At 67.8% G+C, this 12,169-nt stretch carries 11 protein-coding genes; 3 read left to right on the top strand and 8 right to left on the bottom strand.

What is annotated here, in order from left to right:
• Positions 1-48: 48 nt before the first annotated feature.
• From ACIBEF_RS20770 to ACIBEF_RS20750, 5 genes are read right to left on the bottom strand one after another with little or no spacing between them, the layout of a single operon-like run.
• Positions 49-1,125 carry an ABC transporter ATP-binding protein gene (locus tag ACIBEF_RS20770; protein ID WP_396794850.1) on the bottom strand — a complete coding sequence of 359 codons (1,077 nt, stop codon included), beginning with the start codon at positions 1,123-1,125 and terminating at the stop codon, positions 49-51.
• Positions 1,125-2,192 (bottom strand): ABC transporter ATP-binding protein, encoded by a 1,068-nt coding sequence (locus tag ACIBEF_RS20765; protein WP_396794849.1) that lies wholly within the window; start codon positions 2,190-2,192, stop codon positions 1,125-1,127. The genes ACIBEF_RS20770 and ACIBEF_RS20765 overlap by 1 nt, the downstream gene beginning before the upstream one ends.
• Complete coding sequence (locus ACIBEF_RS20760; protein WP_396794848.1) at positions 2,192-3,103, bottom strand: carbohydrate ABC transporter permease; 912 nt, start codon at positions 3,101-3,103, stop codon at positions 2,192-2,194. Before ACIBEF_RS20760 ends, ACIBEF_RS20765 begins: the two co-directional genes overlap by 1 nt.
• The gene (locus ACIBEF_RS20755; RefSeq protein ID WP_357260678.1) at positions 3,103-4,011 is read right to left on the bottom strand and encodes a sugar ABC transporter permease; all 909 of its coding nucleotides are present in this window, start codon (positions 4,009-4,011) and stop codon (positions 3,103-3,105) included. Before ACIBEF_RS20755 ends, ACIBEF_RS20760 begins: the two co-directional genes overlap by 1 nt.
• Positions 4,012-4,049: 38 nt before the next feature.
• The gene (locus ACIBEF_RS20750) at positions 4,050-5,435 is read right to left on the bottom strand and encodes an extracellular solute-binding protein (protein WP_396794847.1); all 1,386 of its coding nucleotides are present in this window, start codon (positions 5,433-5,435) and stop codon (positions 4,050-4,052) included.
• A gap of 435 nt (positions 5,436-5,870) precedes the next feature.
• Here ACIBEF_RS20750 and ACIBEF_RS20745 point away from each other — a divergent pair, with 435 nt between their 5' ends.
• The 3 genes from ACIBEF_RS20745 (at position 5,871) to ACIBEF_RS20735 (ending at position 8,114) form a co-directional block, all read left to right on the top strand.
• A complete protein-coding gene (locus ACIBEF_RS20745) occupies positions 5,871-6,614 on the top strand; it encodes a GntR family transcriptional regulator (protein WP_396794846.1) in 744 nt (247 codons plus the stop codon).
• Positions 6,615-6,703: 89 nt separating this feature from the next.
• Positions 6,704-7,273, top strand: coding sequence for a DJ-1/PfpI family protein (locus ACIBEF_RS20740; protein WP_396794845.1), 570 nt, complete (start codon positions 6,704-6,706; stop codon positions 7,271-7,273).
• A gap of 97 nt (positions 7,274-7,370) precedes the next feature.
• Positions 7,371-8,114: an alpha/beta fold hydrolase gene (locus ACIBEF_RS20735; RefSeq protein WP_396794899.1), complete on the top strand. Its 744-nt coding sequence runs from the start codon at positions 7,371-7,373 to the stop codon at positions 8,112-8,114.
• Positions 8,115-8,234: 120 nt separating this feature from the next.
• Here ACIBEF_RS20735 and ACIBEF_RS20730 read toward each other — a convergent pair whose 3' ends face one another.
• The 3 genes from ACIBEF_RS20730 to ACIBEF_RS20720 all read right to left on the bottom strand — a co-directional run bounded on the left by ACIBEF_RS20730 (position 8,235) and on the right by ACIBEF_RS20720 (position 11,909).
• Complete coding sequence (locus ACIBEF_RS20730; RefSeq protein WP_396794844.1) at positions 8,235-9,806, bottom strand: LPXTG cell wall anchor domain-containing protein; 1,572 nt, start codon at positions 9,804-9,806, stop codon at positions 8,235-8,237.
• A gap of 43 nt (positions 9,807-9,849) precedes the next feature.
• Complete coding sequence (locus ACIBEF_RS20725) at positions 9,850-10,431, bottom strand: DinB family protein (RefSeq protein ID WP_396794843.1); 582 nt, start codon at positions 10,429-10,431, stop codon at positions 9,850-9,852.
• 200 nt (positions 10,432-10,631) lie between these two features.
• Positions 10,632-11,909 (bottom strand): PQQ-dependent sugar dehydrogenase, encoded by a 1,278-nt coding sequence (locus tag ACIBEF_RS20720; RefSeq protein WP_396794842.1) that lies wholly within the window; start codon positions 11,907-11,909, stop codon positions 10,632-10,634.
• Between the last annotated feature and the right edge of the window lie 260 nt (positions 11,910-12,169).

Genomic DNA, 12,169 nt, shown 5'->3' with positions numbered 1-12,169 from the left:
GCTCGACTGCCACGTACGGGCGCATGTCGCCGTCGCCGCCCGGCGCTGTTACCGCCCAGCCTCGGACAGCGACACCCCGGTGCCCGCGTCGAACAGGTGCGCACGGTCCAGGTCGACGGTGACAAGCACCCGCTCGCCCGGCGTACCCGTGACTGTGGGTCGGGCCTTGACCTTGAGGATCTCCGTCCCGACCCGGACGTCGACCACCGTCCGGTCACCGAGCGGCTCAAGCCCGTAGAGCTCGCCCGACAACGACGCGTTCCCCCGCTGCTCGACCGACAGGTCCTCCGACCGCAGGCCCAGCATCAGCTCACGACCGTCCTCAGCCGTGGTCCAGCGGGGACGCGGCAGCGTCCAGCCTTCGGCACCGACCAGACGATCTCCCTCGGCACGGCAGGCGAGCAGGCTGATCGGGGGGCTCCCGACGAATCCCGCGACCCACTGGTTGGCTGGGCGCTCGTACACCTCGGTCGGTGTTCCGACCTGTTGCACCGTCCCCTCCTTCAGGACCGCGACCTGGTCGGCCATGGACAGAGCCTCGACCTGGTCGTTGGTCACGTAGACGAAGGTCGCTCCGAGGCTGCGGTGGATGCGGGTGAGCTCGGTGCGCATCTCGACGCGGAGCTTGAGGTCGAGATTCGTCAGCGGCTCGTCCATGAGGAACGCGCGCGGACGCCGGACCAGCGCCCGGGCCAGGGCGACGCGCTGCATCTCACCACCCGACAACTGCGCCGGACGACGCTGCAGCAACCGTTCGATGTGCAGCAGGTTCGACATCTGCTCGACGGCAGCGCCGATCTCGCTCGACGAACAGCGGCGTGCCCGCAGCGGCGAAGCGATGTTCTCGTACACCGTGTGTCGCGGGTAGAGGGCGTAACTCTGGAAGACCATGGCCAGGTCGCGTGCGGCCGGGGTGTCACCGGTCGCGTCCCTGCCGTCCAGATGCACCGACCCGGCGTCGAGCTTGTCAAGGCCGGCGATCGCTCGCAGGGTCGTCGTCTTGCCTGCCCCGGAGGGCCCCAGCACGACGAAGAACGAGCCGTCCGGCACGTCCAGCGTCACCCCGTCGAGGGCCTGGACTTTTCCGAAGGACTTGCGCAGCCCGTGCGCTGCCACGGTTCCCATCAGGCCACCAGCTCTTCCGTGCTCACGTCGTAGACCGCCGGGGTGCCGCCGGTGTGCCGCAACCCGACGGTTGCGTCCGCGGCGAAACGGACGGTCGGTGGCATCCGAACCCTTACGTCGCGCTGGCCGCCGTGGTCGACCACGTAGATGATTTCGTCGCCCAGCCACTCTGCCGAGACCACGCGGGCCGGGACGGAACCTTCCGCCCCTGGTTCGGTGACTTCCAGTGCCTCCGGTCGGACGCCCGCGATCAGGCGACGGTCGCGCGGCAGGCCCGGCGGTGGCGCGAGGACCAGTCCGCCCTCACCGCGCAGCTTCCCGTCGGCAACCTCCACCTCGATGAGGTTCATCGGCGGGGAGCCGATGAATGCGGCGCAGAAGAGACTTGCCGGACGGTCGTAGACCTCCAGCGGTGTGCCGATCTGCTCGACGCGGCCCTTGTTGAGGATGGCGATCCGGTGACCGAGCGACATCGCCTCGACCTGGTCGTGGGTGACGTAGACCATGGTGGCGCCCAGCTCGCCCTGCAGGTGCTTGATCTCCGTGCGCATGTCCGCCCTCAGCTCCGCGTCCAGGTTGGTGAGAGGCTCGTCCATGAGGAACGCGCGCGGTCGCCGCACCAGGGCGCGAGCGAGCGCGACGCGCTGCTGCTCGCCGCCGGACAGCTGGCGGGGTCGCCGGTCCAGGAGCGGACCGAGCTGCATCAGCCGGGCGGCCTCGTTGACCCGCTCGTGCACCTCCTGCTTGGGCAGCCCCTCGGCCCGCAGCGGGAACGCCAGGTTGTCGCGGGTCTTCAGGTGCGGGTAGAGGGCGTAGAACTGGAACACCATGGCGATGTCGCGCTCGGCGGGCGGCAGGTCGTTGACCAGCGTGTCGCCGATGCGGATGTCGCCCGTGGTCTGCCTCTCCAGGCCGGCTATGGCCCGCAGCGTGGTCGTCTTGCCGCAACCCGAAGGGCCGAGCATCACGAACAGCTCGCCGTGGCCGATGGACAGGTCCACGTGTTCGACCGCGACCGTCCCGTCCGGGTAGCGCTTGTGCAGCGCGGTCACCTCGATGCCCGCCATCAGCGTCGCACCGCCCCGAGTGTCACGCCGGCGATGAGGTGCTTGCGCACCAGGTACGCGAAGACGAGCACCGGTAGGGCGAACACCACGGAGGCGGCGGCCACGAGACCCCAGTCCGTGGTGGTGCCGCCGATCAGGCCGGCGATGGCGGGTGGGGCCGTCCGGACGTCGTCGCTGGAGGTGAGGAAGGTGGCGAACACGAACTCGTTCCACGAGAAGATGAGCGCGAAGACCGCCGTCGCGGCGATGCCGGGCACGAGCAGGGGCAGGGTGAAGCGCCGGAACGCCTGCAGACGGGTGTAGCCGTCGAGCATGGCGGCATCCTCGTACTCCGCGGGCACCTCGTCGACGAACCCCTTCATCATCCAGATCGTGAACGGGACGTTGAACGCGGTGTAGATGAGGATCAGGCCGATCTTGTTGTCGATGAGTCCGACCTGGCGGTACATGAGGAAGATCGGGATCACGACCACCACGGGCGGCATGAAGCGCGTGGACAGGATGAAGAACAGTTGATCCTTCTTGGCCTTCACGGCGAAGCGTGAGTAGGCCCAGGCCGCCGGGACCCCCAGCACGGTGGCCAGCACCGTGGAAGCTCCGGCCACCACGACAGAGTTGAGGAACGAGGTGGACAGGGCCGAGCGACCGCCGCCGGGGGAGACGAACACGTCTTTGTAATGACTCAGAGTGATCTTGAAGTCGAAGAACTTGGCCGGGATGGCGTAGACGTCCCGGTTCTCCTTGATGGACGTTTCGATCATCCACAGCACCGGAAAGAGCATCACGACGGCCAGCGCGGTCAGCAGCGCGACCTCCAGCACGGAGCGGCCTCGGCTGCCGAGGCGGCGCGCGGGGGGCGTGTGATCCCGGGCAGGACCCGTGGCCACTGCCTCGTCGACGGAGACGGCCATCAGCCCTCCTTGAGCTTGTTCAGGTAGCGCAGGTAGAACTGCGTGAGGACGATGACGACGAGGACCATGAGGATTCCGTACGCCGAAGCGGTTCCGGTGTTGAAGCCCAGGAACGCGACCTTGTAGATGTGGAACGACAACGTCTCGGTGGAGACACCCGGGCCTCCGTTGGTGAGGATGTAGACGAGGTCGAACAGCCGGAACGCCTCGATGGCCCTGAACATCACGGCGATGAGGAGCAGCGGCCACACCAGTGGCAGCGTGATGGTGCGGAACCGGAACCATTCGGACGCCCGGTCGATCGAGGCGGCCTCGTAGAGGTACTTGGGAACCGCGGTGAGGCCCGCGAGTGCGATGAGCATGATGAACGGCGTCCACTGCCAGGTGTCCACCACGATCAGGGACAGCAGTGCCGTCCGCTGGCGGGTGAGCCACTCCACCTGCCCCAGACCGAGCGAGCCGAGCATGCTGTTGACCACGCCGAACTGCGCGTCGAGCATGAATCGCCAGAACAACCCGACCACGACCGGCGACAGCATCATCGGCACCAGGAACAGGGTGGTCAGCACTCCGCGCCCATGCGTGCGCCGTGAGATCAGGTAGGCGATACCGAATCCGAGCACGGTCTGCAGGCCGACCGCGCCGACCACGTAGATCAACGTTGTCAGGGCCCTCGTGTGGACCTGCGCCGACGTCAGGATGGCGGTGTAGTTCCCGAATCCGATGAAATCGGCGGGCCCTCCGCGGGTGGCGGAGTAGTCGGTGAACGACAGGTACAACGCCCACAGCAACGGGAACACCGACATGGCCAGCAGCAGCAGCATCGCGGGGGAGATGAAGGCAACGGCGAGCCCGCGGTCGCTCAGCCGAGGGGCCCGACCCCGGGCAGGCGGCCTCGCAGACGCCACCTGCCCGGGATCGTCGGTCGTCAGAGGGGCGGGGTCACTCACAGTCCGCCGCCACCCTTGCGGTTGCCGGAGTCGAGCACGCCCTGCTGCTCCTTGGCGATGTCGTCGAGCGCATCCTTGGGCTTCTTCGCGCCGTTGAGGGCCGCGTTCACGTTGGTGTTCTCGATGTCGACGAGGCGCGCGTACTCGGGCACGTTCCACATGTCCCGCATCCGCGGCACCGAGTCGGCGTACACCTTGTTGAACGGCCCGGCGTTGAGGAACTCGGGTGACTGGATTGCGTCCGTACGCGATGGCACGCCACCAGCCGCGGCCCACTTCTTCTGGATGTCAGCCCGTTCGAACCACTCCATGAAGTTCAGGGCCTCGGCCTGGTTGTCCTTGGCGGAGTAGGCCGACACGTGCATCCCCATGCCGCCGAGGGGGACCAGGTTCGTCTTCTGGCTCGGCAGGGTGGCAAAACCCAGCTTGTCGAGAATCTGCTCCCGGCTGGTGCCGAGCGTCGACTGCTTCGGATCGAGCAGGCCGCCGCTCGCGGCGATCCAGTTGAACGCGATGCAGGCCTTGCCCTGGGCGACCGCCGCGTTCACCTCGTCGATGAACCAGTTGCCGGAACCCTTGGCGGTCAGCGGCTTCATCTTGTTGACCAGGACGTCCATCGCCTCCTGGCCAGCGGTGTCGTTGAGGACACCCTCGATCTTGCGCGCCTTGGCGTCCCAGAGGTTGCCGCCGTAGACGCCGTTCACCGTGTTGTAGGTGACGGCCGCGGCGTCGGAGCCGTTGGCCTGGTGGAAAGCCAGCCCGCTGACGCCAGGGTTGTCCGTCTGGCATTTCGCGGCGGCCGCGATCATCTCGTCCGAGGTCTGCGGTGGTGTGTCACCGATCAGGTCCTTGCGGTAGATCATCGTCCAGGTGTCGCCCAGCAGTGGTAGTCCGTACAGGCTGGCGTTCTCGTCGCGCTTGCCGGTCTCTGCCTGGGGGTACTGGCCGTAGGCCGCCAGGAGGTACGGGTCGTAGGCGGTGACGTCGATGTTCTTCTTGACGAAGTCGGTGATGTCGAGGATGTTGCCGTTCGTCACGGCCTCGCCGATGTGTTGCGAGTCCAGGATCGCGATGTCGAAGTCGGTCTTTCGCGCCGCGAACTGGGTGAACATGGCGTCGTGCCAGTTCGCGTTCGGTACGGTGTTGACCTTGATGGTCGCGTTCGGCCGTTCCTTCTTGTACTCCGCGTTGGCGAAGGCTTCCAGTGCCTTGGCGGGCGGCCAGTCGAACCAGATGAAGCTGAGCGTCAGCGGATCCTTGGTGAGCTCCGGGATGGTCGCCGGCGCCTTGGGGGCGCTCGCCTTCTCGCCCTCGTCCTTGCCATCGCCGCACGCCGTCGCGGTCGTGGCCACCAGCAGCATGGCCAGGGTTGCCAGCTGCACCTTTCGGCTGGGATCGGACAATCGTCCTGTTCGCTTCAGATACCGCATCTTATGCCTGCTTTCTGGGTGGGAACTTCTAAGGCCTCGCTATGTGCTTCGCCGAGCAGTTGCTGGGTTGTTCAGGCGCGTTGCCGGGCTGCCGCAGGGACCGACCCGCGGACCGGCGTCACGAGTACGCCGCGTGTGCCGGGGCTGCCTGCCGTCGAGAGGTCCTTCGGTTCAGCTGCGACCCGGTGACGACCCGAGCGGGACGTCGAGCATGCTCGTGGGAGTTTCAGGTGATCGAAGTGAAGCGGTGGCGGTGGTGCCGCGATGTGCGGGATGGCGGACGTGCGCCGCTTTTCCTATACGATCGCGTGGGGGCGTCAGCATGCCGCAGCGTTGTGACTGATGTCAATAGTTTCGCGAAGGCGCAGGAAGGGACCTCACGTCACGATGGACGACGAAGCGATGATCGCGCGGGGCCGCAGGGCCGTGACGGGCGGAACGCCGGCGGCAAGATCTGGCGGCCGGCTCGCCGACGAGGTGTACGACACGCTGCTCGGACAGCTCATGTCGCTACGGATCGAGCCGGGCTCCCGCGTCACGATCGACGTCCTGGCCCGGGAACTGGGGGTCTCGCAGACGCCGATCCGAGACGCTCTGAACCGGATGGAGGCCGAGGGCCTGGTCGTGCGGGTGCCCCATGCCGGCTACCGCATTCCTCCCCAGATAACCCGTCACCGGTTCGAGGACATGCTCGAGGTCCGCCTGCTCCTCGAGCCGGCAGCGGCGCGCCGATCCGCCGAACGCGCATCCGCGGAGCAGGTGGCGGGTCTGCGGCGAATGCTGGAGGAGATGGCGGAGCTGGAGGGGGGCAGCGGACCCCTGGCCTACGGCGCCTTCGGGCTACGCGACGCGGCCTTCCACGATCTCGTCGCCCTGAGTGCGGAGAACCTGGTCATCCGTGAAACGCTCGGTCGCCTGCACAGCCACGTGCACCTCTTCCGGCTTCACCACGACACCCAGGTCACGCACCTGGCCATGGCCGAGCACGAGGACGTTGTGGCCGCGATCGCCGCGCGTGACCCCGACGCGGCCGCTTACGCGATGCGTCGGCACATCCTTCGATCCGGTGAGCGTTTCCGACGACTGTTCAACGAGATCGAGCACGCGGACGGAATGACGGTGGAGGCTTGACGGGCGCGCCGGGCCCAGGAATGCTGACCCAATCCGGATCGGATCGGATTGGATCCACCTCACCCGTCCCTAGATGCGAGGAGAAGTAGGTGCCCAGAGCGCTGCTTCTGACCGGCGACGCCGCCGAGGAGCTCGACACCATGTACCCCTACTACCGCGTGCAGGAGGGCGGCTGGGACGTCGACGTCTCGTCACGGACGATGCGCGACGTGCAACTGGTCATCCACGAGTTCGACCCCAACTCCGACGCCTATGTGGAGAAGAACGGCCGCAAGCTGCCGGTCGACGTGCCCTGGGTCGACGTCGACGTCGAGCGCTATGACGCCCTCATCATCCCCGGGGGACGAGCCCCCGAGTGGATCCGGGTCGACGCCGACGTCAGGCGCATCACCGAGCACTTCTTCGCGCGCAACCTCCCCATCGCGCTGGTGTGCCACGGCGCGCAGGTGCCGGCGGTGTACGGGCTGCTGAAGGGTCGCAAGACGGCGTGTTTTCCCCCCATCACGGGTGACATGGAGAACGCGGGCGCGACGGTCATCGACGCTCCCGACGTCGTGGACGGCAACCTCGTCTCCTGCCGCGGGTGGCCCGACATGCCGCAGTTCGGCCGGGCGATGATGGAGGTCTTCTCGAAGTCCGTCGACCCCGCGTCGGCATGAGCACATCCGGCCTGCCCTGGTGACCGCACGTCGGACCGTCACAGTCGACGGTTCCCCCGTCCACGTCCTGGACAGTGGCAAGGGGCCCGCGGTGCTGATGCTGCACGGCTCCGGACCCGGTACGACCGGGTCCGGCGCCTGGGCAGCGACGGCGCAGGCGCTGGGCATGTCCTGGCACGTGATAGCTCCTGACCAGGCGGGGTTCGGCCGCACGCCCCTCCCGGCAGGCTCCAGGGGTGGGCTCCGGCTGTGGACGGAGCAGGCCGCGGGCCTGATGGATGCCCTCGGTATCGAGCACTACGCCGTGGTGGGTCACTCCATGGGCGGTGCCGTGGCGCTGGCGATGGCGGCCGCGCGCCCCCAGCAGGTCACCCGTGTCGTGGCGGTCTCGACGATGGGCGCACCCGGGGCGCCGCTGTCCGCCGACCTCGACGCGGTCTGGGCCGCCCCCGCCAGCTCGTCCGGCGCACGAGACATGCTCAGTCGCCTCGTCCTCGACCAGTCGCTCGTGACCGATTCGGCCGTCGACGCCCGTGCATCCGCCATGCGGGCGGGGGCGGCGGCATTCGCATCGGTGTTCCCTCCACCACGGGCACGATGGGCCGCCGATCTCACCCTTTCGGCGCAGACGCTGGCGGCGGTGCGCGCGCCCGTACTGCTCGTGCACGGCGTCGAGGACCGGGTCACCCCGCTCGCGACGGCAGCCCAGCCCCTGCTCGAACACCTGGCCGACGTCCGTCTGCACGTGTTCGGCCGATGCGGGCACGTGCCGGCGATCGAGCATCCGCAGGAGTTCAGACAACTGCTGTCGTGCTTCCTCGACCAGGACCGAGATCACTGATCGCTGCGGCACTCCGCACGACGCCCGGGCGACGACCGTGTGAGTTGCAGCAGTTCATGCGGGTGAACCCGTGCCCCGTCGACCTGAGGTCGACGGGGCACGGTTGGCGCAACAAACAGATCAGGCGACGAAGCGGGTCCTGCGGCGGCGGGCCACCACGAAGCCCGCAGCGCCGGCGGCGAGCAGTACGCCACCGATGCCGGCAATCAGGCCGGCCTTGGCACCGGTGATCGGCAGCGAGCCATCGGTGTCCCCGCCTCCCTGGCCGTCATCCCCACCGGGGCTCTCGCTCCCGCCGTCAGCGCTCGCGATGATGGTGATCTTCGCGCTGTCGTTTGCCGGGTTGGGATCCACGCCTGTGGCGAAGGTCAGCCGCACCTCTGCGGCCCGGGTGCCGGCCTCGTCGAGGCGCAACTCGAACTCGTACTCCATCTTCTCGCCCTTGGCCAGGCGTTTGTGCTCGGTACAGCGGTACTCCTTGCCGCCGGGCTTTCCAGGCACCCAGAAGCCAGGGCTTGCGCACGTCATCGGAACGCGTACGGCCGTGACGCCATCCGGCAGCGACAGCAGGGTAGTGGCCCGGAGATCCTTGGCTCCGTCAATGTTGACAGCCGCTGGTCCGTTGTTGACGTAGCCGACCTTCAACGGCACCGTGGCGCCGACCTTTCCGGTAGCGGTCGCCGGTGTCCCGAGCGCCGCCACCTCAGCCCCCTGGTCACCGCTGACCTGGAGTCTCATCACCGTGACGTCGTTCTGACCGTTGACGTCTGTCTGCCGCGACGTGCTCCGCGGGCCAAGCGGCTCAAGCCTCAGCTCCCCCTCGGTGCCCTGCTGCCCAAGTCGCGTTGGGTTGAAGGACTGCCACTCCTCCCAGTCGGCCGGAGTCATCCAGTGCGCCACGCCGGTGTGACCGTTCGGGGCCGCGTCGTCGGTCGGCACTGTGAAACCGAAGCTGGAGTCCAGCCGGGCGGCGCCACCCGGCTCGACGGTGTTGGGGAACCGGCAGGCGAAGGCGTGGCGGAAGGCGTCGGCCGGGCTGTACTCGCAGTTCCGGTACCGCTTCGACGGGCCGAAACCGTAACCGCCTTCGAAGTACAGCACCACACTGTGGACGGCCTTCGCGCCGCGGTTCGCCACTGTGAGCGGGACGTCGAGCGTGCCGCCGAGGGCGCCGGTCAGCTTGAGCCCCTGCTCGATGCCGGCGAGATCCACGCCCTCACCGATGCTGACGCTCGAGCGGTGGGTGGCCGAACCGCCGTCGCTATCGGTGATGGTGAACGTGATTGTGCCCTGCTGGTCGGGCGTGGCGCTCTTCTTTGCCCGCACGACCAGGTTGACCATGGTGATGTACGTGTAGTAGTCGTGTTCCTCTGCCACCACCTTGCAGGTGAGGATCGCACCAGACTCGGTGCAGGAGTTGTCATTGCCGTCGTTGCTCACATCGGCGAAGCCAGCGACCTTGCTCCGGTCCACCTTGACCGTGTATTCGCCCCACTCCATGGTGCTGGTGCGGGTGCGGGCAAAGAGGTTCGATCCTTTCGCAGGGCCGCCGGGGGCGACAACCACATCCTTGGCGAAGAAATCGAGGTCCTCGGGGGCAGGGGCGGCGAAGACGGGGATGGCGGAGGCGGCGAGAAGCACGCCTACGACGCCGAACCCGGCAAGCCAGCGCCGGGCGAGTTGCTTGGACATTACCGGGTTCCTCCGTGGGATTGATCAGTGGAGCCCGTGGAGCTTATGAGGCCGTTAGGGCTGGTGCCGCCCCACTCGGGCACCGGCGCTGCCAGCGGTAGAGGTCGCGCAGCAGAGAAATCTCGGCACCGTGATGGATGAGCTCCCTGTTGACGTGCAGGACGATGCCCTCCATGGGAAACCGCTCAGGACCGACCGTGGGCGGATTCTCCAGGTCGGCATCCGAAAGCTCGCGGACGCCGGCGTTCCATGTCCCATACATCTCGTCGAGCTGTTTCAGCGCCTCGTCAGCGGTGGCCGCATAGGCGAAGGTCTGGGAGTCGACGTCCTGGCCGCCGAAGTGCCATCCGACCCGGTAGCCCAGGCAGGAGACGATGATGTGCGCCAGCCGCCAGGCAATCGTGGTCACCGGCGCCGGCACCGGGTCAGGGGCCGCGAAGTCCATCGTCCATGCCCCCGAACCCGCCGGCATCGATGTGACCGACGTGCCACGTGGGCGGATGCTCCAGCAGCCAGGCACCGGCTCCCAGAAGTACTCCTCATCGGCGAGACCGTGCAGCCGAGGTCGCAGGTTCTTGTGCCAGTGCCGGTCCAACTGGTCCGCGATCCGCTCGCTCCGTGTCATTCCCGCACGCTACCTACAGCAGAGGCCCGGCTGTGTCCCCCGGGCCGCGCCGCGGTCCCCGGTCACGTCGTCTACGTGAGCTGGTGCTGGACAACACCACCAGGGCGCAGCCCGAGCCTGCGTCGGAGTGAGCCTGGGGACGGCCACCGAGCGCGGCCGTCCCCAGAGGTAGTGCGGGTGTCACGGGCATGTCCGGAGGTTCAGCGGATCGGCGCCCCGCCGGTGGGAGTCGGCTGGACCCGCTCGAACTGCACCTTGCTCAGCCATCCCGGGAGGTCACTGAGCACGTACAGCTCGCCGTTCACGTCGGCGCCGAACGCCGTCGGCTGGGTGGGAAAGGTGCCGATCTCAGCGGACTCGTAGCCACCGGTGGACTTGGGACGCACGGCGAAGGCGCGGGTCGAGCAGTAGTCGCTGGCGATGTAGGTGCCCCGCGCCTCCGGGGTGACGGACCCCCGGTACACCAGCCCGCCGATGATGGAGCAGTTCTCGGTCATGTAGTGGTCGTACTCGACGATCGGGTCGGTGAGCCGCACGCCCGGTCGGCACTGCGTCTCGTCGAAGACGGGCGTCCCCTCTCGACAGGACCAGCCGAGGTTCGCGCCACGCTGCGACGGGCGGATGTGGTTGATCTCCTCGATCAGACCCTGGCCGACGTCACCGATCCACAGCGAGTTGTCGACCGGGTCGATGGAGAACTTCCACGGGTTGCGCAGCCCGTAGACCCAGATCTCCGGCCGCGCGCCCGCCGTGCGGACGAACGGGTTGTCGTAGGGCACGCAGTAGGGCTTCGCCCCGCAGCTGCGGTTGACGTCGATCCGCACAATCTTGCCGAGCAGGGTGCCGAGGTTCTGGCCGCTCTTGTAGGGGTCGTTGGCGTAGCCACCGTCGCCGAGGGACCAGTAGAGGTAACCGTCGCGGCCGAAGGCCACCTGTCCGCCGTTGTGGTTGCCGTACTCGGCGTGCTCCTGGGTGAGCAGCACCTGCACCCGATCGGGGGCGTTGATGGGCACTCGCGCCAGGGTCAGCGCGCCGGCCGGCAGGCTCGTGTAGGCCACGTAGAGCATCCCGGTCCGCGCGAAGTTCGGCGCCGGTGTGATGCCGAGAAGGCCGCGCTCGTTGTCCGACGTGTCGATCCTGGCGGTCAGGTCGATCACCGGGTCGGGTGCCAGGCCGGTGTCGGGGTGGTAGGCGCGGACAGTGCCGTTCTTCTCCGCGATCAGCATCCGGCCGTCCGGAAGCCCGGTGATCGCGATGGGACGCTGCAGACCGAAAGCCACCCGTTCGGAAACCACGGTCAGTTCAGCGAGTGGCACAGCACGGGTTTTGGATGGGCCGGCCGCGGCGGTGCCGGCCATCGGCGTCGGTGGCGACAGGGCCGCAGCCAGGGCCAGAGCGAGCAACCCGGCCAGCATGGCGGCCGGGCGACGTCGTCGTCGTGACATGTTCAGCTCCTCGAGCAGGTGGGTGGTGGACACGGTCTGGGAGCGTTCCCACCGTACAGTGACTGGAATCGATATCCAACCGATGTCTGCGCGTGCCGTTCGGCCAGTAGTGGCGCAGAGGCATTGCCCGCGGAACGATTCGACGCCCTGTGGGAGGCCGAGCGCCTGTTCATCGAGGTTGCCCGGGCCGAACTCGGCCTGCCCTCCGCGTTCGCGCCTCGACCGGTCAACGCCCGCCCGTAACTGTCACGCCGGACCCGCCGCCGTCATTCCAGGCCGAAGTCAGCCGCGTT

Origin of the sequence: Micromonospora sp. NPDC050795 (assembly GCF_044456785.1) — a bacterium.
In the GTDB taxonomy this organism is placed as follows: Bacteria; Actinomycetota; Actinomycetes; order Mycobacteriales; family Micromonosporaceae; genus Micromonospora.
The sequence above is the reverse complement of the archived record's forward strand: the minus strand, read 5'-3'. Positions and strand labels throughout refer to the sequence as shown.